At 65.8% G+C, this 22,159-nt stretch carries 21 protein-coding genes and 1 pseudogene; 7 read left to right on the top strand and 15 right to left on the bottom strand.

Going from position 1 to position 22,159, the window contains the following annotated elements; translation table 11 throughout:
- Positions 1-102 precede the first annotated feature (102 nt).
- Both ACFQS4_RS13745 and tenA read left to right on the top strand, forming a co-directional pair.
- A complete protein-coding gene (locus ACFQS4_RS13745; protein WP_497903203.1) occupies positions 103-762 on the top strand; it encodes a glycerophosphodiester phosphodiesterase in 660 nt (219 codons plus the stop codon).
- Between the two features lie 109 nt (positions 763-871).
- The gene (tenA, locus tag ACFQS4_RS13740; RefSeq protein ID WP_497902033.1) at positions 872-1,570 is read left to right on the top strand and encodes a thiaminase II; all 699 of its coding nucleotides are present in this window, start codon (positions 872-874) and stop codon (positions 1,568-1,570) included.
- Positions 1,571-1,595: 25 nt separating this feature from the next.
- Here the strand turns inward: tenA and ACFQS4_RS13735 are convergent, their stop codons facing one another.
- From ACFQS4_RS13735 to ACFQS4_RS13700, 8 genes and pseudogenes are all read right to left on the bottom strand, one after another.
- On the bottom strand, positions 1,596-2,570 hold the full coding sequence (locus tag ACFQS4_RS13735) for an aldo/keto reductase (protein ID WP_497902032.1): 975 nt from the start codon (positions 2,568-2,570) through the stop codon (positions 1,596-1,598).
- A 39-nt stretch (positions 2,571-2,609) separates the two neighbouring features.
- Positions 2,610-2,975 (bottom strand): hypothetical protein, encoded by a 366-nt coding sequence (locus tag ACFQS4_RS13730; RefSeq protein WP_497902031.1) that lies wholly within the window; start codon positions 2,973-2,975, stop codon positions 2,610-2,612.
- On the bottom strand, positions 2,972-5,560 hold the full coding sequence (locus tag ACFQS4_RS13725) for a penicillin acylase family protein (protein ID WP_497902030.1): 2,589 nt from the start codon (positions 5,558-5,560) through the stop codon (positions 2,972-2,974). The genes ACFQS4_RS13730 and ACFQS4_RS13725 overlap by 4 nt, the downstream gene beginning before the upstream one ends.
- Before the next feature lie 83 nt (positions 5,561-5,643).
- Positions 5,644-6,705, bottom strand: a complete 1,062-nt coding sequence (locus ACFQS4_RS13720) for an ABC transporter permease (protein WP_497902029.1) — start codon at positions 6,703-6,705, stop codon at positions 5,644-5,646.
- A gap of 13 nt (positions 6,706-6,718) precedes the next feature.
- Positions 6,719-8,599, bottom strand: coding sequence for a PrsW family intramembrane metalloprotease (locus ACFQS4_RS13715; RefSeq protein ID WP_497902028.1), 1,881 nt, complete (start codon positions 8,597-8,599; stop codon positions 6,719-6,721).
- Positions 8,596-9,507, bottom strand: a complete 912-nt coding sequence (locus tag ACFQS4_RS13710; protein ID WP_497902027.1) for an ABC transporter ATP-binding protein — start codon at positions 9,505-9,507, stop codon at positions 8,596-8,598. The genes ACFQS4_RS13715 and ACFQS4_RS13710 overlap by 4 nt, the downstream gene beginning before the upstream one ends.
- Before the next feature lie 138 nt (positions 9,508-9,645).
- Positions 9,646-10,194, bottom strand: coding sequence for a hypothetical protein (locus tag ACFQS4_RS13705; RefSeq protein WP_497902026.1), 549 nt, complete (start codon positions 10,192-10,194; stop codon positions 9,646-9,648).
- 79 nt (positions 10,195-10,273) lie between these two features.
- Positions 10,274-10,889, bottom strand: a pseudogene (locus ACFQS4_RS13700) (flavin reductase family protein).
- A 242-nt stretch (positions 10,890-11,131) separates the two neighbouring features.
- On the opposite strand from ACFQS4_RS13700, the gene ACFQS4_RS13695 reads away from it, so the two are divergent.
- Positions 11,132-11,533, top strand: coding sequence for a winged helix-turn-helix transcriptional regulator (locus ACFQS4_RS13695; RefSeq protein ID WP_497902025.1), 402 nt, complete (start codon positions 11,132-11,134; stop codon positions 11,531-11,533).
- A gap of 66 nt (positions 11,534-11,599) precedes the next feature.
- Here the strand turns inward: ACFQS4_RS13695 and ACFQS4_RS13690 are convergent, their stop codons facing one another.
- A complete protein-coding gene (locus ACFQS4_RS13690; RefSeq protein ID WP_497902024.1) occupies positions 11,600-11,941 on the bottom strand; it encodes a hypothetical protein in 342 nt (113 codons plus the stop codon).
- A 226-nt stretch (positions 11,942-12,167) separates the two neighbouring features.
- On the opposite strand from ACFQS4_RS13690, the gene ACFQS4_RS13685 reads away from it, so the two are divergent.
- Complete coding sequence (locus ACFQS4_RS13685) at positions 12,168-12,770, top strand: FKBP-type peptidyl-prolyl cis-trans isomerase (RefSeq protein ID WP_497902023.1); 603 nt, start codon at positions 12,168-12,170, stop codon at positions 12,768-12,770.
- Between the two features lie 21 nt (positions 12,771-12,791).
- On the opposite strand, the gene ACFQS4_RS13680 is transcribed toward ACFQS4_RS13685, so the two are convergent.
- The 5 genes from ACFQS4_RS13680 to ACFQS4_RS13660 all read right to left on the bottom strand — a co-directional run bounded on the left by ACFQS4_RS13680 (position 12,792) and on the right by ACFQS4_RS13660 (position 19,299).
- Positions 12,792-14,204 carry a sulfite oxidase gene (locus ACFQS4_RS13680; RefSeq protein WP_497902022.1) on the bottom strand — a complete coding sequence of 471 codons (1,413 nt, stop codon included), beginning with the start codon at positions 14,202-14,204 and terminating at the stop codon, positions 12,792-12,794.
- 168 nt (positions 14,205-14,372) lie between these two features.
- A complete protein-coding gene (locus tag ACFQS4_RS13675) occupies positions 14,373-15,719 on the bottom strand; it encodes a plastocyanin/azurin family copper-binding protein (protein WP_497902021.1) in 1,347 nt (448 codons plus the stop codon).
- A 115-nt stretch (positions 15,720-15,834) separates the two neighbouring features.
- Positions 15,835-17,001 carry a hypothetical protein gene (locus ACFQS4_RS13670; RefSeq protein WP_497902020.1) on the bottom strand — a complete coding sequence of 389 codons (1,167 nt, stop codon included), beginning with the start codon at positions 16,999-17,001 and terminating at the stop codon, positions 15,835-15,837.
- Positions 17,002-17,115: 114 nt separating this feature from the next.
- Entirely contained in the window at positions 17,116-17,562 is a 447-nt protein-coding gene (locus tag ACFQS4_RS13665) for a UPF0179 family protein (protein ID WP_497902019.1), read from the bottom strand.
- Between the two features lie 123 nt (positions 17,563-17,685).
- Positions 17,686-19,299 (bottom strand): SufS family cysteine desulfurase, encoded by a 1,614-nt coding sequence (locus tag ACFQS4_RS13660; protein ID WP_497902018.1) that lies wholly within the window; start codon positions 19,297-19,299, stop codon positions 17,686-17,688.
- Between the two features lie 136 nt (positions 19,300-19,435).
- Here ACFQS4_RS13660 and ACFQS4_RS13655 point away from each other — a divergent pair, with 136 nt between their 5' ends.
- Together ACFQS4_RS13655 and ACFQS4_RS13650 are read left to right on the top strand one after the other, a co-directional pair.
- Positions 19,436-20,077, top strand: a complete 642-nt coding sequence (locus ACFQS4_RS13655; protein WP_497902017.1) for a DUF5804 family protein — start codon at positions 19,436-19,438, stop codon at positions 20,075-20,077.
- Positions 20,078-20,266: 189 nt separating this feature from the next.
- Positions 20,267-20,467 (top strand): hypothetical protein, encoded by a 201-nt coding sequence (locus ACFQS4_RS13650; protein WP_254156979.1) that lies wholly within the window; start codon positions 20,267-20,269, stop codon positions 20,465-20,467.
- A gap of 89 nt (positions 20,468-20,556) precedes the next feature.
- Here ACFQS4_RS13650 and ACFQS4_RS13645 read toward each other — a convergent pair whose 3' ends face one another.
- Positions 20,557-21,549: a PLP-dependent cysteine synthase family protein gene (locus tag ACFQS4_RS13645; protein WP_497902016.1), complete on the bottom strand. Its 993-nt coding sequence runs from the start codon at positions 21,547-21,549 to the stop codon at positions 20,557-20,559.
- A gap of 123 nt (positions 21,550-21,672) precedes the next feature.
- Here ACFQS4_RS13645 and ACFQS4_RS13640 point away from each other — a divergent pair, with 123 nt between their 5' ends.
- The gene (locus ACFQS4_RS13640; RefSeq protein ID WP_497902015.1) at positions 21,673-22,053 is read left to right on the top strand and encodes a TlpA family protein disulfide reductase; all 381 of its coding nucleotides are present in this window, start codon (positions 21,673-21,675) and stop codon (positions 22,051-22,053) included.
- Positions 22,054-22,159 lie beyond the last annotated feature (106 nt).

The following is a 22,159-nucleotide window of genomic DNA, read 5'->3' as shown; positions in this document are numbered from 1 at the left end:
TCGAGTGCGGAACGACCGAAATCACACTCCGATGCGAAAGACCACGGCGGCAATCGACAGGGCAGACTTCAAGCACGTTCGTCCAGTGTGTCCACGCAGGCAATGCGACTCATCGCTCACCGCGGATTCGCCCGATCGGCCCCCGAAAATACGATCACCGCAATTCGATCGGCAGCGGAGTACGCCGACGCCGTCGAGTTCGACGTTCGACGGTGTGGCTCCGGCGAACTCGTCGTCTTCCACGACGACACACTCGAACGCGTCACCGTCGAGTCCGGCGCCATCGCGGATCGCCCGCTCGAGGAACTGCGAGCGCTCACCGTCCTGGACTCCGAGGACACGATTCCGACGCTCGAGGAGGTCCTCGAGGCGCTGCCGCCGTCGCTCGAGGTCAACCTCGAGATGAAGGAACTCGGCATCGCCGCGGACGTACTCGAGGCGCTCGAGTGGGTCGAAAACCGAGTCGTGACGACCTCGTTTCTCCACCCCGAGCTCCGACGAATACGCGAACTCGATCCCGACCAGCCGACCGGTCTCCTGGCCAGTCGCCACCTCGAGCACCCGGTGACGACCGCCATCGAACTCGACTGCGACGTGATCGGGGCGAACTACTGGCGCTGTCTCGCTACTCGGCTAGTGCCGCGAGCGAAGGCGCTCGGCCTCGAGGTTCACGCCTGGTCGATCGAGCACGAACTCCTCGCCCGTGCATTGGGATATCGCGGCGTCGATTGTATCTCCGCCGATCGGCCGCTAAATCTGTAGCCGCCCCACTGACACTCCGTGGCCATCCAGGTGAACGACTCCGATCTCGAGCTCGGTATTCTCGACGAATACTACCAAGTTATATCGCCCGAGTGCGGAGTCCCCCACGATGGCGTTTAGCGACCAGCTACTCGAGACCGGCACGCCGATCTGGGAGGCCCAGCAGACCCATCCCTTCGTGAGGGAGCTCGCGGCGGGAACGCTCGCGGACGAGGCGTTCCGCGCGTGGGTACGCCAGGACTATCGGTACTTGCTCGATTACGCGCGAACGTTCTCGATCGCGGGATCGAAGTCTCGAGACCCCGACACGCGGGCACACTTGCTCTCGGTCGCGCACTCTATCCTGGGCGACGAACTCGAGTTACACCGCTCGTTCGCCGAGGAGTACGGCCTCTCGCAGGCGGACCTCGAGGCCACCGAGAAGGCGCCGACGTGCGTCGCGTACACGAACTTCCTCCTCCGGACGGCCTACGAGGGGTCGATCGCCGAAATCGCCGCCGCGATCTATCCCTGCGGCCAGGGCTACCTCGACATCGCGGCCCACATGGACGACCTCGCGACTGAGGAGCACCGCTACACGCCGTTCATCGAGAAGTACACGAGCGACGAGTTTCGCGACTCGGTCGCCTGGATGCGCGCGTTCGTCGACCGCTGTGGCGAACGGTATCCGGGCGAACACGAGGCGATGGAACGCGCGTTCCTGACGAGTGCGAAACTCGAGTACCGGTTCTGGGAGATGGCCTACCAGCGAGAAGACTGGGGGCTGTCGGGAGCGACCGGAGAACGAAACCACGTGGACTCGAAGTAACCTATCAGTCGTAGCTGGATTCCTATCAGTCGTGACCGGACACGCGAATCGGCTCGTACGGCTCCTCGAGGTACTCGAGGTCCGAACGCGAGAGCGAGACGTCGAGCGCCTCGACGGCCTGCTCTAAGTGCTCGACGCTCGTCGTGCCGACGATCGGCGCGTCGACCCACTCCTGGTGGAGGAGCCACGCCAGCGACACCTGGGCCATCGTGAGGTCCTTCTCCTCGGCCAGTTCCTCGACGCGTACGTTGATCTCACGGCCGCCGCCCTCGCGGTACGGGTGGGCGTACAGCTGTTCCTCGGCGTCGCCGCGGGTCGTCGCATCCACCCGTTCGTCCGGTCGGGTCAGGTAGCCTCGAGCAAGCGGCGACCAGGGGAGTACGCCGACGCCCTGCTTCTGACACAGCGGTAGCATCTCTCGCTCCTCCTCGCGGTAGACGAGATTGTAGTGGTTTTGCATCGTGACGAACCGCTCGAGGCCCAGTCGCTCGCTCGCGTGCAACGCGTCCGCGAACTGGTGGGCCCACATCGAGGAAGCGCCCAGGTACCGAACCTGATTTCGCCGGACGGCGTCGTCGAGCGTTCGGAGGGTCTCCTCGATCGGCGTGTCCTCGTCCCAGCGGTGGATCTGGTAGAGATCGATCGTGTCCATCCCCAGCCTGTCGAGGCTGGCCGCCAGTTCCTGCTCGATGGCCTTCCGCGAGAGTCCACCCGAGTTCGGGTCGTCCTCGTCCATCTGGAAGTAGCACTTCGTGGCGACGACCGACCGGTCGCGGTGGCCCTCGAGCGCGTTCCCGAGAATCCGCTCGGACTCGCCTCGCGAGTACATGTTCGCCGTATCGAAGAAGGTGATCCCGAGGTCGACCGCCCGCTCGATGATCTCGCGGCTCTCCTCCTCGTCGAGCACCCACGGTCGCCAGTCGCTCGAGCCGAAGCTCATACAGCCCAAACAGAGGCGACTGACTTCCATGCCGGTCGAGCCGAGGGTCGTGTACTCCATGCGGGATGATCGACCGTCGGAGCCAAATAGCCACTCGTTTCAGACGACGCCGCGAGCCAGCGACCCGAGCACGGGGAGTCCAAGTGCCGCACCGACGGTGAGGTAGATGGCGGGTGCCATCTCGAGCGCCGGACCTCGACCACCACCGAGCACGAACGCGAAGACGACGAGCACGACGAGTCCGAAACCGAGGCCGTAGCCGAGCGCCCGCAGGAGGCTCCGTGCGACGAGGCCGACGAGAACGCCCCCGGCGACGAGACCGGTCCAGTGGAGCCACGAGAGGACGAGACCGAGGCCGACGGCGACGAGCAGGGCGAGGAGGTGAATCGGGCGTTCGGTTCGAACTCGAGCCAGCGTCGCTCGTGCCGTCGTCGACGCCCCGTTCCCGGCCTCGCGAGTCGTCATCGGTCCACCCCCTCGAACCGCGTCGCCGTCTCGCCACTCGCCTCGAGGTCCATCGGCTTGTACTCGCCGTCGGCCCACCGCCCGAACTGGTCGTCGTAGTAAGGCGAGAAGTAGTCGCCCGAGTTCCCGCCGGGGAGGATCGCCCAGGCTTCGGCACCGGGTTCGACCACCATCCGCCAGCTGGCGCCGACGGCGCTCTCGACGCGGTAGTTGTCGATCGTCGCCCGAGAGCCGTCGGTGGAACGTTCCTCGTAGCTGAGAAACGGCGCCTCGCTGCCGAAGGGGTGAGCGACGGGGTCGGTCGTGTTCCAGTCGCCGTAGGTGTCCCACCCCTCCTCCTCGAGTTCCTCGAGGGTCGTCTCGAGCGCCTCGACGAGAATCGCCTCCCGCGAGCGGTTCTCGAAGACCGGGCTCTCGGCTGGCAGCGTCGCGACGACCCAGTCGTTCGGGTAGTACTCGGAACCGAGGTCGACGGCCTCGAAGATCGGCTCCAGGACGGCCGTTCGAAGGTGCTCGAACCAGCGGGCGAAGAGGAGGGCCCCGCGTGAGTCGCGCACCATCTCGTACTCCGGGCCCCAGTTCTCGAGCGTCTCGAGAGCGTCCTCGAATTGGTTGGGATCGTCGACCGCCCCATCCTCGAGTGCCGTGATTCCGGCCTCGAGCAAGTCGGGAACCGTGTCGACGGCGCGCTCGTCGCGGCGGTCGGTCTGGAGTTCCCGGTGGAAGGCGAGGTTGGTTGCCGTGCCTTCGTCGGCCTTGGCATCGAGCACGTCGTAGATCCGCCGACCACGATAGGGCATCGCGAAGGCGGTACCGACGTAATGCTCGGGGTCGTCCGCGGTCCGCTGATTCGCCGTCGCCAGCAACTCGGGATCGATCGCCGCGGGCTGTTCCTCGAAGGGGACGAACCCGCCAGCTTCCCAGTCGGAGACGCCGTAGGGCGCGTACCCCGTCCACTCGCCTTCGCCCGCGGAACCGTCGAAGACGCGATTGTCCGCGATTGGGTCGCCGCTCGAGCCGTCGCCATCCCGGCGGATCGGCAACTGACCCACGGCGACGTACAGCGTCCGTCCGTCCGCATCTGCGTACACGAGGTTCTGGGTCGGCACGTCGAACCGGCTGGCGGCCCTGAGCGCGTCGTCGACGCCCTCGCTGACCGTCAGGTCGTAGACGGCCTCGGTCGTCCGGGTCGCGCTGAGTCCCGTCCAGGCGACGCCGACCGTCTCGCCCTCGCGCTCGAGCAACGGGCCGTGAACGGTCTTCCTGGCGGTGATCGTTCGATTCTCGCCGCTCGAGACGGCGATTTCGCGTTCCTCGGTCTCGAACTCGCGCCACTCGCCCCGATACCGGTAGCGCTCGTTCTCGTCGTCGATCTCGTAGGTGTAACAGTCGAGGACGTCCGCGCCGACGTTCGTGAAGCCCCAGCCGGCGACCTCGTTGGCGCCGATGATGACGAAGGGGACGCCCGGGAACGTCACGCCGCGGACCGAGGTCTCGGCTGTCTCGACGTGCTGTTCGTACCACAGCGGCGGCGTCATCAACTGGAGGTGCGGGTCGTTCGCGACGATAGGCGTCCCGCTCTCGGTGTGCTCGCCCGAGACCACCCAGCTGTTCGAGCCGACCCCGGGCGGTGACTCGAATCGCGAGAGCCACGTCGCCAGGGAGGGGGTACTCGAGTTGTGAGCGTCAGTCGTCTCCTCGTTCCCGGCGCCGGATTCCTCGGCGTCGGTTCCGTCCCCGTTCTCCGCGTTCTCCCCGTCTTCGTCGCTCCCGTCGCCGTTCCCTCGGTCCTCCCCGTCTTCGTCGCCGGCGTCGGCCGCACTGTCTTCCGAACTGTCCTCGCCGGTACGGACACCCCGGAGTTCTCCTAGATCGTCGACGTGCTCGGGATCCGTTCGCAGCACCGGCGTGTCGTGGTCCATCCGCTCGGGGAACAGCGCCTCGAGAATTGCCGGCTCGAGCCGATCCTCGAGTACCCGGCGCCGAAGCGCGCTGAAGTTCCCCGTGAGCGTCCAGGCGATCTGTTTCTCCATCAAGAGCGTGTCGGCGGGCACCCACGGGTCCGGCTCGAACTCGAGCAGTTCGAACTCGAGCGGGAGCGTCGTGCCCTCGAGCGCCGCGTTCACGCCGTCGGCGTAGGCCTCGATGAGCGACCCGGCGTGGGTCCCCTCGAGGGCGTTCCAGGTGGCTTCTGCGGCCTCAGCGAAGTCCATCCGGACGTGAAACTCGTCACTCTCGAGGGTCGCCTCGCCGACGACGGTCGACAGTTCGCCCCGCATCTGCCGACGCTGAAGGTCGAGCTGGAAGCCGCGATCGAACCCGTGGAGGTGACCGACGGCGAAGTACGCCGCCCGTTCGTCGTCCGCCTCGACGTGGGGGACCCCCTCGTCGTCGATTCGAACGGTCGCGTCGCCGTAGGGACTCTCGACGCGTTCCGGGCGTTCCCGATCGGCGGCGTTCCACGCATTGCCCGAGAGCGGCGCGAACTGCTCGAGGAGGTCGCTCGCGGACGAGAGCGAGAGACCGGCGACGCCCGCGAGGACGCCCGCGGCGAGTGCACCCCGGCGGGTGATTCCTTCGTTCACGGCCGATGACATTCGGTGGGTAGCGTATAACTACTCGGGTCGCGGCGGTGGAGGGTCGGCGGGCGTGCCGACTCCGAATCCCCTTAGAGGGCCGCCTGGTCCACCCGCTCGAGCCACCACTGGAGCAACAGGTACGCCCCGAAACCGGTCACCACGTAGCCGGCGAACAGGAGCCAGGTCGTCGGCGTCTCGCTTCCGATGGCCAGTTTCGCGACCGTGTTCGCGGGATGTTCTGGCAGCAGGCTCGTGACGACCAGGAGGCCGACGATGCCCGCCGAGTAGAGCAACTGCGCCTGGCGTCGATCCGGGGCGTACAGCGCCACACCCATTCCGAGCGCGACGATGAGCAACGCCAACGCGGCGACGAAGACGATCAGCGCCGCCGGGTTGGCGATCGCCGTTCCGTTGAACGCGAGCAGGAGGAGCCAGGCGAGTCCCTGTAACGGGGCCAGGCTGGCCGTCGCGACGAGTTTCGCGTCGATCACGTCCGGGAACGACAGCGGCGCCACCCGGAGCAACTCTAACGTGCCGCGCTGGCGCTCCTCGATCAGCGAATCGACAGCGATCGAGCCGCTGATGAACACCGGCAGGAACAACAAGAGCGGCACCAGGATGGTGTAGGTGAACCCGAAGTACGGGGTCGCGCTCGTCGTAGGCACGGACAGGGGTGGCGACTCGAGCCGGTCGGCATTCGCCCGCCGTTCCTCGAACTCCACCGTGCGGAACGTCTCCTGGAGTCCCGAGATCAACAGCGTCGTCCCAATCCCCTCGTCGGGTGCCGTGACCACGACCGAGAGCCGGCCGTTTTCGAGGCGGTTGGTCTCGACGACGGCGGCGACGGCTCGCCGATCGAAGTCCGCGTAGGCGGCTCCGCGGTCGTCGTAGAGCCGCGGTTCGATGGCCTCTCGATGGTGGACGGCCTCGAGCAGGGCGTCCCTGTCGTCACCGGTGAGCGCGACGGTCATCTCCTGGCCCTCGACCGCGCCGGGGTCGTACAGCGAGACGAGGCCGACGACCAGGAAGCCCGAGAAGCCGGCGATGACCAGCTGGATCGCCAGCGCGAGCACGATGGTCTTCTCTGAGCGCAGGGAGTGCCACTCGCGGCGGACGATGGCCAGTCGAGCGTGCAGGGTAGAGTCGTCCACGTCCGCTCGAGGCTCACGCGACAAGCGCGATCACCCCGAGGTTGTAGACCGCGTGAACGAGCGTCGCGGCGGTGAGGCCGAGTGCGTACGCGGTCCGGCCTCGACTGGCGCCGAGTGCCCCGATAATCGCCGTCACGGCGTGCAACGCTAGCGGTGCGAGGAAGACGGCAACTACCACGGCAACGGGGGCGCCGGACAGCGAGGGACCGAACGCGGCCTGCCCCTCGAGCAAGTCGGGAAGCCCGACGAACTGGACGGCGTGGGTGAGCTTCTCGCCCAGGAAGAAGCCGAGTCCCGAGAGCGCCCCGAGGGCGACGGCGGTTCGGACGGACGCCTCGAACCGCGAGTGGGCGTAGCCCGCGTAGACGTGTAGGCTCTTGGCGAGTTCCTCGAGGAGCGCGGCGACGACGAAGACGACCGGGAGCGACACCGTCTGCGGGAGCGCGAAGACGAGCGCGACGGTGAGCAACTGGCCGGCGAAGACGAACGGAATGAAGACGATCGGCATCGCGAGCACGCTGGCGTACCCGCTGACGTGGGCGGCGACAGCGTCGACCGCCTTCGACGGGATCGTCTTCTGGGTGAACATGTCCTCCTCGCGGTAGCTCCCGAGCCCCAGTCCGAAGAGGACGAGCGCGCCGAGAGACAGCGGTCCGGTCGAGAAGAGGTACTCCCCGAGGCGAACGCTCTCGCCCTGGAGGTCCAGGACGACGAGTGTCAGCGGCGAGATGAGCGAGATCGGCGTGACGTTCGTGAAGATCGCCGGAACGAACGTGTAGGTCGTCAGCACCACCGAAACCGTCACCGTGACGAACGTGAGTTCCTTGAACGAGCGGGCGAACATCGCCCCGACGAACGTGGCCGCGAGAAAGGCCAGCGCGATGGGGACGACGGCGGCGACCGACAGCCAGCTCCCCTCGATCCCGTACGCGATCGCGACGACGATTCCCAGGAGCCCCAGCAGGTACGGGAGCGTCTTCCCGGCGACGATTTCGTATCGCGAGGCGGGCGAAACCAGCAGCAACTCGCCGCGGCGCTTGATCCGTTCGTCCATGATCGTGCTCCCGTAGGACTGGATCACGATGTTCATCGGGACGACGAAGAGGAACGCGAGCACGAGTGACCGGAAGGGAAACGGCGGCGTGATCGAGCCCGGCGTCTGGGGCTGGCTCGACGCCTCGATCGAACCGCCGCCGAACTCAGGTACGCTGATGCCCGAACCAGGGCTGTCGCTCGAGTCCGCGGGAGCGCCGCCACCGTCGCTCGAGCTGTCGCCACCGTCCGTCGAACCGTCGCCACCGTCCGTCGAACCGGCGCCGGATCCGGTCGATCCGCCGTTGCTCGAGTCGGTCCCTCCGCTCGCCGAATCGAGGCCGGATCGCTGCTGGTAGGTCAGCGTCACGGAGACGGGGAACGCTGCGGTCCGGTCGTCCTCCGCGTACATTCGCTCCTCGTTGTAGGTCTCGACGGCGTCGGCGAACGCGGCGTAGGCGGCCCTCTCTTTCGAGGTCTGTGCCCTGTCGGGATCGATGACGTCGCCGCGGTACACCTGCACGTCGGCGTCGGTGCCCGGTTCGACGGCCGTGAACGTCGGATTCTCGACGGCGACCGCGTGATAGGGGCTGTCCTCGTCGACGGCCACGGTATAGAGGCCATCCTCGAGACCCACGCCTTCGTCGAGGGTCGCGACACCCACCATACCGACGACGAGGGCGAGCGCGAGGACGATCAGGACCGTCTTTCGGTCGACCGTCCCGGCGCTCCGCGAGACTTCCCAGCGCGCGATCCGAGCGGTTCGGCGGACGAATCCGAGAACGGCGTCCGCTCTCGACGGGCTGTCGTTCGTGTCCTGGCGCTGGCTTCGAGGATCGCTCGAGTCGGAACCGACCGTCACGCAGCCGCCTCCCCGGCTACCTCGAGGAAGATTTCCTCGAGACTCGGCGTCTTCGTCTGGATGTCGGTGACGGAGCCGCCGGCCGCCTCCACGGCGTCGCGGACGGCGTCGACGCCCTCGAGGTCTCGAACCACGTATCGCAGGTCGCCGTTCTCGCGAACGATCTCGGTCACGGGGGCGGCGATCGCGTCGCTTCCCACCACTTCGGTCCCGCCAGATGAGACGAAGACGTGGTAACTCGTCCCACCGTAAGTCGAGCGGATGTCCTCGATGGTCCCGCGAGCGACGATTTCCCCCTCGGCCATGATGACGAGACGGTCACAGATGCTCTCGACGTGAAAGAGGTTGTGCGCACTGAAGACGACTGTCTTGCCCTCCTCGCTGAGTTCCAGCGTGAACTCGAGGATGGCGTTCGTCGTCAGCGGGTCGAGCCCCGAGGCGGGTTCGTCGAAGATGAGCACGTCGGGGTCGTTGACCAGCGCGCGGGCGATGGCGACCTTGCGCTTCATGCCCTTCGACATGTTTCCCAGTTCTCGATCGCGGTGCTCGAGGTCGAGGCGATCCAGCAGGGCGGTGATGCGCTCGCTCGCCACGTCGTCCGGAACGTCGTAGAGGTCGGCGAAGAACTCGAGGTAGGAGATGGGCGTCATCTCCTCGTACAGCGGCGACTCCTCGGGGAGGAAGCCCAGACGGCGCTGCATCGCCGACGATCCGGCGGGGTGTCCGGCCACCACCGCGGTACCGTCGGTCGGTTCGATCAACCCCGCGAGCATCTTCAGCGTCGTGGTCTTGCCGGCGCCATTGTGGCCGACGACGCCGAACACCTCACCGCGGTCGATCGAGAACGAACTTCCCTCGACGGCGACGAAGCCGCCGTACTCCTTGCGTAGATCCGCAACGTCAATCATTCAATTGTATCGATAGAAGGAGACCCCGCAGAAAAGGCTAGCGGCCGGTCGTGATTCGAGCGAGTGCAATTCGTGCAGCGCGAGGGCGTGTCACGCGGTGGCTTTCCCTGGCTCTCTCCCTCTCCTCTATTCCCGTCTCTAACCCGAGCCCTGCCTATCCGGCGCACTGAATCGCACCATGACTGCGAACAGGGCCGCCGGCCCACACAGCAACCCGAACAGGAGCACTCGAGGGGCAACCCGTTCGAATCCGACGGTAGCGAGTTCGACGGTGGAAGCGAGTCCGATCGCCCCCACGACCCCGACGACGACCCACTCGAGGACGGTGCCCTCGATTCGAGCGGTCAGACGAGCGAGTAGCGAGAATCCATCGCCCTTGGGGTCGTCGGCGCCGGGTATGCGGAGGCGACGTTTTATCCCGTCCCCGTCTCCGTCTTCGGCTCTGACGGCCTCGATCCCTCGTCGGTACGTCGCGAGGATCGCGCCGACCAGGACGCCGACGAAGACCGCCTGGCCGACCGGCACCGACGGCACCACCAGCGCGAATAGCCCCAGCGCCGGCGGCGGTGTGGCACCGACTGCGACCGTCTCGAGGACGTCGACGAGGGGCAACGACTCCGCTCGAGGGACCGTCTCCCCGGGAGCCGCCGGGTTCTCGCCGGAAGCATCGCCTCGTCGGTCGCTCACGTTGCTCGGGGATTGTCCCCGGTACGTCGAAAAGCTTTCTTCCGGGACCGTTCGCGAAGCTCGAGTCCGTCGAACCCGGCTACGGTGGTCGCTCGAGGGGAGAATCGTTCGTCGGTCTTCGCGTACCAGCTCCCGGCCAATCGTCCGACGGCGTCGACGTTCGCTACGTCGATTTTCCCATCGGTCGTCACCTCCTCGTCGAGGTGGACGTAGCGAACGTCGCCGAGGACGAGCGTGGACCCGCCAACGTCGAGCAGGTCTCTGCGGGTGCACTCGAGGGCAACCTTCGAATCCGCGACTCTCGGCGGTGCGACGACGGCCGACTCGGCGCGCTCGAGACCGGCGTGCTCGAACTCGCTGTCGCCGGCCTCGAGGGTGGCGCTGGTTTCGTTCATCGCTTCCGCGAGGTCCTCGGTCACGAGGTTGACGACGAACTCGCCGGTGTCGCGAACGTTCCGCGGCGTGTCCTTGGGGCCGTCCGCACCGTCGACCGGCGCGAAGACGACGACCGGTGGCTCAACCGAGGCGACGGTGAAAAAGCTGTAGGGGGCGAGGTTGTCGACGCCGGCCTCACTTCGGGTGCTGACCCATGCAATCGGGCGCGGGACGACCGCGCTCGAGAGGACTCGATAGAGCGACCCCTCCCGTTCGTCGACGTCGATTTCGATCGCGTCGGTTGACGTCGTGGGATCGATCACTGCCGATCAGCGCCTCCGCCGCGGCTCTCGTTTCGCGGATCAACGAAACTACTTCCAGGAACGTCCTCGCAAAACGCCTTCGTAGTTTCAACGTCGGTGCAGCTGTTAGTGACATGGTGCAGTTCCGTCGTCGGTAGCTCGGTTGGGCCGGCTATCATCGTTAGTGATTGCCTCGTGTTAGCTGGTACGATACCGAACTGCTATAGGCTTTCGAGACGAAAAGGAATCAGATACCCACGATGTCATCCGAATCCACTCCACTCGAGGTCGAGCGCGCTGAAACGTCCACTGACGGCGACGTCGCCGTCGGATCCGAACCCGAGGACTCTCCATGCCCCGTCATCGATTCGATCGAGCAGATCGGCTCTCAGTGGCGACTCGCCGTCCTCCACGAACTCCAGAAGGGCGAGTACCGCTTCAACGAACTCAAGCGCGCGACCGACGCCAACGCCAGGACGCTCTCGCGGGTGCTCGAGGACCTGGGCGAACTCGGGTTCGTCGACCGGCGGATCGAGGAGGATGCGCCCATCGCGACCTACTACAGTTTGACGCCGAAGGGGCACTCGCTCGAACCGGTCTTCGACGAAATCGAGTGCTGGGCGGGAAGCTGGCTCGAGGAGTCAGCATCCGGAGACGAGTAGACCTCTCGCGATTGCGACGTCCTCTGCGACCGCGACCGTGACTGCGTTCTGCCGGAGACGTACGAGTCACTCCCCGAAATCGGCGTCGTCGAAGTGCTCGTTAGCCAGGTCGTCGATCAGGTCCGTGATCTCGTCCGCCGCCTCGTCGTTCAGGTCTTCGACTGCGCCAACGCCGCGGCCGCCGCTTTTCGCCGTAGCGAAGGCGTTCTTGTTCAGGTTCCCGTCGGGACCGACCACGGGGAGTTTGAGGTCGGTGAAGTTCTCCGGCGGAAAGCCCGACGACGAGAGGATGAAGTGGTCCGCTACCTCGTCCAGGTCGTCGGTGTCGAAGTCTTCTAGCTGGGGGTCGTCCCAGTTCTCGGTTGTCGTTCCCGAGAAGTCTGGTTCGTGCATTTCGTAGTCGGTCATAGAGGCAAATTCACTAGTTCGAAAAATTGGCGTGACCCTTGCGTGTTCAACGGTTCTATGACGTCCGTCGTTCCCGTTCGAGCCGTCCTCTCGCCGGTCATTGACGGACAACGAGTCGACACTCGAGTCGGTCACGGGTGCTGACGAAATGATTGATGGCGCCGCGAGTGGGAGACGTGCGGTACGCTCACACACGAACGATGGCTCATCACTCACTCTTCGACCCATGGTAGCTCCCGGACGCGTCGCCGCGATTCACTTCACCGGCCGCATCGCCGAGGGGGACGCCGCAGGCGAGGTCTTCGACACGACCGACGTCGACGTCGCCCTCGAGGAAGGTATCTACCACGATCACCGCGACTACAAACCACTCGAGGTCAGGGTCGGCGAGGAGAAGATCCTCCCGGGCATCGACCGCGTGCTCCAGGAGATGGCCGTCGGCGAGCGACGAACCGTCGAACTCGAGCCCGGGGAGGCGTTCGGGGCCTACAGCGAGGAGCGCGTGCTCGAGGTGCCCGCTGAAACGCTGACGTCGGATCCGTCGGCGCTCGAACCCGGAACACTCGTTCGCGACGACAACGGCCAAACCGGGTGGATTCAGGCGGTCGAGGACGACGGCCGGGCCGTCGTGGACTTCAACCACGAACTCGCCGGAACGACCATCGAGTGCGACCTCCACGTGCTGGCGGTGAGCGACGATTCGACGGGAGCGACGGACGAACTCCTCGCTGACGAGCGCCTGCTCTCGAGGTCGAAGGAGGTCGATGCGGACGAGGCGGGTGCTGACGAGACGAACGCGAACGAGGCAGCCGAGGAAAAGGCGGATTGACGCTTCGCTCTCGAGAAGCGATCACTCCTCGACGGTCACCGTCACTCCGTGCGGTTCGTAGGCGTTACAGGCGTATCCGTCCTGATTCCAGGGGAACTGGTCGTCGGAGATGGCCTCGAGTCCTGCGCCTGGGTCTGAGATCGGCCCGAACTGCGTGTACCCGTTCTCGTCGGTCGCCCGCGAGTACAGGACGTGCTCGCCCGCCTCGGCCTCCCAGAGGTAGCGGAACTGTCGCCAGCCGCCAGGGCCGAGGTCGGGGCCGAAGAACTCCGCTTCCTCCCAGCTCTCGCCACCATCGGTGGAAACTTCCACGGACTCGACGCGGTCGTCGCCAGCCCAGGCGACCCCGAGCACCTCGACGCTGCCGTCCTGGGCGCGCGGCGACACCGTCGATTCCTCGCCGGGATAGCCGATGATCGACTTGACGACCTGATCGTAGATGTACGGCAGGTGGTCGAGTTCGCCGTTGGCGGCTGCTTCCATCTGCGCCCAGGTGTCGAACTCGTCGATCGTCTCGTTGTGCTCGGCCTCCTCGCCTTCGGGGATGATCCGGTAGGAGTTCTGCTGCCAGTGGAGGTACTGTTCCCACTCCTCGCCGATCATCATCATGTCCATGACCTCGAGTTCGCGGAGCCACTTGACGTTGTTATTCCCCATCCAGCCGGGGACGAGGAGCCGAACGGGGTGGCCGTGTTCGGCGCTCAACGGCTCTCCGTCCATCTCGTAGGCGAGCAGGCAGTCGTCCATCACCTTCTGCATCGGGATGGAGCGCGCGAAGATTCGCTCGCCTTCCGGGTGATCCCCGCCGGCAGCCATCAGCCACTTCCCGTCGCTCGTGTCGGCGTCGTGGGCCTCGAGGATTTCGCTCACCGGCGCACCGGTCCAGATGGTGTTACCGACCGCACCGAAGGTCCAGGGATTGCCCGCCACCTCGGGGTCGAAGTAGGAGCGACCGTTGCCCGAACACTGCATCGTGTGGGCCACCGACTCGGTCGAGTACTCGCGCTCGAGGTCTTCCATCGACAGCGAGACAGTCTCCTCGCCCAACCTGAGTTCGATCTCCCACTCCTCGGCGTCGAGCTGGGGCGACAGGTAGTGATTCCGGATGTAGTGTTCCTCCTTCGGCGTGAGGTAACTCGTGTACGTCTCGCGGGCCGCCGCCTCCGCGTTCTCCGGATCCGGTGAGTAAATTCGTAATCCTGGATAGTGCTCCTCCAGGTACTCCGGCGTCCCCCGTTCTGGTCCGCCGTCGCCCTCGCCCTCGTCGGACTCCGATTCCTCTTGCTCCTGTCTCGCTACCACCGACCCGGTTACACTCAGTCCCGCGAGTGCGCCCGATGCCATCATGAACCTTCGCCGGTCAAGTAATCGCCGTCGTCGTCGTTCGGTCTCGCCCGACTGCTCGTCCCCGCCGCTCGTTGACTGTCCCTGCATGACAAACGCACGCACACTCCTGACGGCGATATAGCTAACATAATCCTGCCGTATCGAATCCCGCTCGATAAACGGTCTACCGATCACTCCAATAGAGAGTCCCGCGAGTCGACCGGCTTCCGGTCCCTCGAGTTCGGAACGAAACGTCGCTCGAGGTCGAGGAAACGGTTAGTCGTCGGCCGCTTCGTTCGACTCGTCGTCCCCGTCACTACACGGTTCGACCTCGATAGTCCCGATCATCTCCTGGTCGTGGATCGCACAGACGTACTCGTACTGCCCGACGGCGACGAACCGATGGTCGTAGGTATCCCCGCTCTCGCGGGTGGCCTGGTGATCGATTTCGTCGGTTTCGCCCTCTCCATCTCCGTCGTCAGTTTCGTGTGTCCCTTCTCCGTTTTCGTCCGCACCGGATGAGAGGTCGTAGGAGGCGAACGGCTCGGCTCCCTCGGGCACCGACGCGTTGGCAGATGCCTCCGGGTGGGCGCTAACGTTGTGTCCCTCCTCCTCGAACGTCCAGCGGACGACATCGCCGACCTCGAGCGAGAGCGAAGCCGGATCGAACGCGAGTTCGCCGTCCGGTGCGACGGTGACGGTCGCGTCCGGTTCGTCCAGAACCTCGATCGTGCCGACCATCTCCTCGTCGTGAATCGCACAGACGTACTCGTACGTCCCGGGGGTCTCGAACGCGTGAGCGAACGTTTCGTCGGCCTCGCGGGTGGCCTCGTTGTCGATCTGAGAACCCTCGTCCTCGCCGTCGCCTTCACCCTCGTCCTCGTCCTCGCTGTTCGAGAGGTCGTAGGAGGCGAACGGCTCGGCCCCCTCCGGCACCGACGTATTGTCGGAGGCGTCCGGGTGCGCAGTCACGTTGTGCCCCTCTTCCTCGAACTGCCACTCCACCGTGTTCCCGAGCCCGATCTCGAGCGCGTTGGGTTCGAATCGACGGTCGCCGTCGGGGGCGACGACAACGGTTTCGTCCGCGCAGGCGTCCACCTCGACGGTACCGACCATCGTGTTCTCGTGGGGGACGCAGACGTACTCGTACTCGCCGGGGGTGGTGAAGACGTGACGGTATGTCTCACCCTCCGGAGCGACCGAGAAGTGGGCGTCGCCCTCGTAGGAGGCGAACGGCTCCGCGTTCGGTGGGTTTCGATTCTTGTCCGACGCCCCGGGAAGGGATGTGACGTTGTGGCCTGCACTGGCGAACGTCCACTCGGCCGCCTCTCCGAGACCGATTTCGACGTCCTCGGGTTCGAACCGCCAGGCACCGTCGGGGCCGGCGACGACCTGTGTCACGGCAGGGTCGTCGCTCGAGTCGTCTTCGCGGTCGGTTCCGTCGCTTTCGTCGCCGTCTCCTTCGTCTTCGCCTTCGCCTTCGTCCTCCGTTCCGTCACCGTCTCCGTCGTCCTGGAATCGATTGCCGACTGTCCCACCAACCTTGCCGGCCAGGGCTGCGGTCAGGGCGCTGCCCACTCCGAGGTGGCGCAGAAAGCGCCGTCGGGTGCTCGCGTCGCTCATGTGAATCCAATCTACCCAAAGGTGGCGCCGACAAAGATGCTATTCCACGAGTACGTGACTGACAGCGTCTCGAGAACGAATTCGGCCGGGGAGCTCTTTTCCAACTAGAGGCCGATCACTCGAGCACGTCGAACGCCACCGTCAGGTCGAGCGGCCAGTAGACGAACCGGTACCGGCCGGCCGGGAGCCCCGGGCAGACCTCGAGCCCCGAGTACAGGTCCTCGACGGCCGCTTCGGATAGCTCGAGCTCCCAGTCGAATCCCTCGCCGGGACGGTGGATGATTCCCTCGTCGGTGTAGCCGATGCCGTGTTCTGAACGGTGGCCGCGAACCTCCTGCCAGCCCGCTTCGGTCCGGACCTCGAGCGAGAACTTCCGGTCGTTGCCGGTGCCCTGTTCGACGCTGGTGAGGTTCCGCATCGTGACCGACACCGACTCGCCGCGAGCGACCTCGAGGGGGTCGACGCGCATGGCGAACGCGTCGGCGTCGCCCCAGTGTACCGACTCGGCGGACGAGAGACGCTTGAAGTCGTCGTCCGAGCACTCGAGTGGTTCCGGAATCGTCGCCGGATCGCCGTCAGGCTCGACGCCACCCTCGAGTCCGACCGGGTCGATGACGCGCTCGTGGGCCGCCTCGACGGTTTCGGTTTCTCCCCAGCCATCGGTGAGCGTGACGACGGCGTTGTGGTGCCACATCCCGTCGCCGTCGAACGAGACCCGCGTGAGCGACGACGGGTAGGCTAGCGCCTCTCCACAGCCGCCGTCGCTCGAGTCGACGACCGTCGCCGTCGCCGTGATCGCGCTCTCCTGGGCGTCGAAGTTCACGTCGCTGACCTCGATGCTGTCGTGGCAGATCGTCGGGCCACCGGATTCGACGAGCACGAGCACCTCCGTCTCGAAGTCAGTCTCCTCGAGGAAGGGGTCCACGGTTTCGGCGGTTCGGTTCGTCGCGATGGCGTCCAGTCGCTCGAGGACGTCGGCGTCGGTGATCAGCGCGACCGTACCAATCCCATCCGAGGCCCACGGCGGTTCGTCGGTTCGGGGCTCGAGGGCAATGGTCTCGATGGCAGTAATTTCGGGACTCGAGCCAGTGCCGTCATCATCGTTGCTGTCCGAGTCGTCGGTGCCGTTAGTGCCGTTCGCCCCGTCACCGTCGTTCGGGTCGTCCTCACCGTCTTCATCGCCGGGGCTCGAGCCGGTCGGACTGGCGTCGAGACAGCCGGCGACGGTGAGCCCGACACCGAGTGCGCCCGAGCGAAGAATCGTTCGTCTGGAGGGGTCCATACGCGATACTCTCGCCGGAGACGATAAGTGCTCTCTGGAAGGTCAAACAACGATTTCACCGTTGGTTTGGGACGAACGCGACAGAATCGGTAAGAACGACGGACTCGAGTTCGACTACTCTGCCGGATCGAGTTCGACCTGCTCGAGGGAGCGATTCAGGTGACAGACCTCGTGTGGTGGGTCGCCGAGCAGTTGCTGGATCCGATACTCGCGGTCGAATTCGACGCCGTCGGGCTCACAGAGGGCGTGGCTCGGACAGTCGATGTACGGACAGGGGCCGCTCAGACTCGCCTTACTCCCGCTGAACGCGCCCTTCGAGGGGACGTTCGCAGTGACGGTCGCCGGTTCGACCTCGACGGCGCGGACGCCATCGTCGTGCATCGCACACTCGAGCGTCTGGGCGTTCTCACGGACGTCGGTGACGCGGTAGCGGCGGCCGGGCTCGAGGTTGAGACACTGGCTCCGGTAGGGACAGCCGGTACAGCCGTCGGCCTCACCCTCGTAGACGAACTCGGTGCCAGGGTCGGCGAGGCGCGTCCCGAGGAGGGTCACGGTGGTCATTGGTAGTCTCCTTCGGACCGCGACCGGTTAAGCCTCACGTCACTCGCTCGAGTCTGCTCCAGTGGCTCGCTGGTCGAGGTTGTCGAGGTGGGGCGACGTGGTCAATGCGGTCGTTCTTACCGATCAGTCGGCTCCGGCGCTCTCGAGGTAGTCCTGGGCCGCGATCCGGATCACGTCCTCGGGGCCCTCGACGCAATCGCGCCTGAGCGCCGGGTACTGGCCCTCGAGTCGGCCTGCGATTAGCCCGTCGATGGCGGCGACCTCCTCGACGGTCATTCCCTCGAGTTCCGTCGAGAGGATGCTCGCGACGGCGCTGCTGACGGCGCAACTCTCGCTCTCGAAGGCGATGGCCTCGATCGTACCGTCGGGAGCGACGTCGACGTGGAACTCCCCGTCGTCGCCACAGGAGGTCTCCTCGGAGGACTTGACGAGGTCGGGGTTCTCGAGGCCGCCCGCGTTCCGGGGGTCGCAGTGGTGGTCGTAGAGGACGTCGTGATACCGATCGGACCGCAGGTAGGCGTCCAGCTTCGCGCAGGCGTCGTCGATCGCCTCGAGCAGGGCGTCTACCTCCTCGCGCGTGTTGTAGACGTAGAACGACGCGCGGACGGAGCCAGGTATGTCGAGAGCGTCGTGCAGTGGCTGGGTGCAGTGGTCGCCCGCCCGGACGGCGATCCCGCGGTCGTTCAGGAGCGAGGAGAGGTCGTGGCCGTGGACGCCGTCGACGTTGAACGCGACCAGGCCGGATCGCTCCTCGCCCGCGGGCGGCCCGTAGGTCGTCACGTCGTCGCGCGCCTCGAGTCGCTCGAGGGCGTACTGGGCGAGCTCGTTCTCGTGGGCCGCAATCGCGTCCATGCCGATCTCCTCGAGGTAGTCCGCCGCGGCCGCGAGCGCGATCCCCTCCGCGATGGGCGGGGTGCCCGCCTCGAACTTCCAGGGGAGTTCGTTCCAGGTCGAGCGTTCGAAGGTGACGTGCCGGATCATCTCGCCGCCGAAGAGGAACGGCTCCATCTCCTCGAGGATCTCTCGCTTGCCGTAGAGGGCGCCGATACCCGTCGGGCCGGCCATCTTGTGGCCCGAGAAGGCGAAGAAGTCCGCGCCCATCGCCTCGACGTCGATGGGTCGGTTCGGTGCGGACTGGGCGCCGTCGACGACGACGTAGGCGTCGTGCTCGTGGGCCATCTCGGCCAGCTCGGCGACCGGGTTGATCGTCCCGAGGACGTTCGAGACGTGGACGACCGAGACGACCGCGGTGTCCGGACCGATGAGTTCGTTGGCGTGCTCGAGGTCGAGGTGGCCGTCGTCGGTCACCCGGACGAAGTCGATGTCGGCGCCCGTCTTCTTCGCGACCTGCTGCCAGGTCACGACCGAGGCGTGGTGTTCCATCTCCGTCGTCACGACCTGGTCGCCGGGGCCCAGTTCGTTGAGCCCCAGGCCGTAAGCGACGAGGTTGATGCTCTCGGTTGCCCCCTTCGTGAAGATGAGTTCCTCGCGCCCGCGGCTGGCACCGACGAACTCGGCCAGTCTGTCGTGGGCCTGTTCGTAAGCGATCGAGGCCTCGTGGCTCAGCGTGTGAATCCCGCGGTGAACGTTCGCGTTGTATGTCGAGAAGTACTCCTCGAACACGTCGTAGACCTGCTGCGGCGTCTGGGTCGTCGCCGCGTTGTCGAGATATACCAACTGTTGGCCGTCGACGTCGCGCTCGAGGATCGGAAAGTCCGATCGAACGGAATCGGTCATATCTCGTGATTATCCCCATTGATTAAAGTAGTTGTGACGGCGTCGAATTACGCATCACTCGAGACAGGCCAGTAGTCGTGAGTGTCGAGACGAAACCCACATTACCCGGACGCACGACTGTACCAACGAACGAACAGTGACGCGCGTCTGCCTCGTCGGCTCGCCCGACGTCTCGCTCCAGTACGAGCTCCTCTCCCGAGAGACGTCCCGGGAGGCCCTGTCCACGTACGACCTGGCTCGCCCCTTCGAGAACTCGCTGGCGGTTCGGACTGTCAGCCTCGGGGCCGCCGTCTCGCTGTGTAACGACCTCCAGTGGTACCTCGTCCGGTTCGTCGACGAGGTCCTGATCCAGGAGCCGAGCGTGAGCGACGACGAGTGGCTCTCGCGGGACCTGGCCGTCGCGCTTCGAAACGGCGACCTCGAGCCTGCGGAAACCGGCGAACACCTGAAGATATTCGGGCTCGAGCGACCCGAAGCGCCGGGGCTCGAGACTTCGACGGGTGACGGCGGGAAGCCCGACGATCGACAGCGTGCGACCGACACACGAAGCGACGAACCCGGCGCCGGAGACGAACAGGCGACCGACGCCGACTCGATTTCCGGGCCTGCACAGGCGACGACGCATCGGGCCGGCAACAGAGTCGAGCCAGGCGGCCCGCCGAAACTCGTCGAACCGCTCTACGTCCGCCGAACGGACGGGGAGACGCCCACGTACGACCTCAGGGACGTCGAGGAGACACTGATCGTGCGACTCACCGAATCCGAATTTTCGCCATAGCTCGGGTTTTGCCGTCGCTCGAGTCCCCGTCGTCCTTCCTCAAAGTTCGTCGTCCCCCGAGCGGACTCTGACAGTTCGTCGATTCAGCGATTCGTCGATTTAGCAATTCAGTAGTTCAACGGTCCGTCGGTCCGTCAGAGAGCCACGCACACAGCGAACATTCACTACTCTACTCGAGAAACACACTCCATGGTCATTTCGACAGAGCCGGCGTGGAAGGAACTCGTCGACGGTCTCGGACGGGAGTATCAGGACGCAGTCGTGTACGCCGATCTCGAGCAGGAAACGATCCTGCACGAGGGGGACGTTCGACTGCTGGCGAACGGATGGGTCGAACTACCCACTGGTCGACTCCTGTCCCCGGACGCGGTCCATCACATCGACACATAGGTCGCCCATCGAGACGGACGCCTCGAGGTCGAGCGAAGAGTACGCGTGCAGTGACGTTCGGGGTGTTAACCCCACAGAAACCGGAACCGTCAGTCGAACAGACCTGTCGAGAGATATCGTTCCCCGCTGTCCCAGAAGACGGTCACGACCAGCGGACAGTCGTCCTCCATCTGGCCACCGTCGGTCCGAGTCTGGGTCTGGGTCGCTGGCGTGAGCGGACCGTCGAACGTGTCGGGGAGTTCCGGACACTCGAGGGCTGGATCGGCTATCTCGCGAGCCACTTTCTGTGAGACGAGGCTCGTCGCACCGCTCGACTGCCCGACGAGGATCCCCTCCTCGCGGGCCAGGCGACGGCACTCCTCCTCGGCGTCCTCGAGCGCAACGGTTTCCACGCGGTCGATCAGATCGGTGTCGAGGTTGTCGCTGACGAATCCGGGACCCATGCCCTGGAACTCGTCGTTTCCGGATACGCCCGTCGAGAGCACGGCGTTGCGCTCGGGTTCGACGGCGACGATCTCCACGTCGGGGAACTCCTCGCGGAGCCGACGGCCGACGCCCGAGAGCGTCCCGCCGGTGCCGACGCCGGCGACGAAGATGTCAACCTCGCGCTCGCCGACCTGGTCGACGATCTCCTCGCCGGTCGTCCGGTAGTGGGCCTCGGGGTTCGCCGCGTTTTCGAATTGTCCCAACTGGACGGCGCCCTCGCCCTCGAGTTCGTCGGCGCGATCGCGCGCGTCGGTCATGTCTCCCTCGACGAGTTCGAGGTCGGCCCCGTAGGCGGCCATGATCCGGCGCCGTTCCTCGGACTTCGAAGCTGGCATCACGATCGTCAGGTCGTAGCCCCGGGCCGCCGCGACGAGCGCGAGGCCGATGCCCGTGTTGCCGCTGGTCGGTTCGACGAGGCGGTTGCCCGGCGCGAGAACGCCGTCGCGCTCGGCGGCGCGAACCATCGCGAGCGCGGGGCGGTCCTTGGCCGACCCGCCGGGGTTGAACGACTCGACCTTGGCGGCGACCGTCGCCCCCTCGGGCGAGTCGACCTGGACCAGCGGAGAGCCGATCGTGTCCAGGATACTGCCTTTCATTGTCCATCGGTAGGGACTCGAACGGTAAACGCGTGGCGGACCCCGGCAGGACGTGCCGGTGACGAAATAGGATGGGATGCCACGAACAAATCCGTTAAGCCGTTCGCGTCGAAACTAGCGGACGTGACGCTCGAGACGATGCGACCGAACCCGACCTGGGACAGCGCCGCCTACGAGGAGACCGTTTCCACGCTCGCGGCCCACCGCGAGGACCTGACGTACCTCGTCTGGGGCGGCGATTGGTGTAAGGACTGTCGAGCGCTCCTGCCGGACTTCGCGGCGGCGCTCGAGGCTGCCGACATTCCGGACGACCGGATCGAGGAACTCGCCGTCGACACGGACAAACAGGGCCCGAAGGTCGACGACTACGACGTCGAGTACATTCCGACGGTCGTCGTGCTCGACGACGACGGGACCGAAGTTACCCGGTTCGTCGAGAGCGAGTCGCTCCCCCCGTCGGTGTACCTCGCAGAACAGATCGAAAGCGCGCTCGAGACGGCCTGAGACGTACCAGACAGACACGAGACGGTCTGAAACGCTACCAGGAGGTCACGAGACAGCCTACCGCAAAGAGATCGCAGCGACTTCACCCGACCCGCACGCCGGGCAG

The sequence above is a fragment of the Saliphagus sp. GCM10025317 genome (assembly GCF_042663665.1).
GTDB lineage: Archaea > Halobacteriota > Halobacteria > Halobacteriales > Natrialbaceae > Natronosalvus.
Note: the sequence above shows the minus strand (reverse complement) of the source record. Positions and strands in the feature narration are given on the sequence as shown.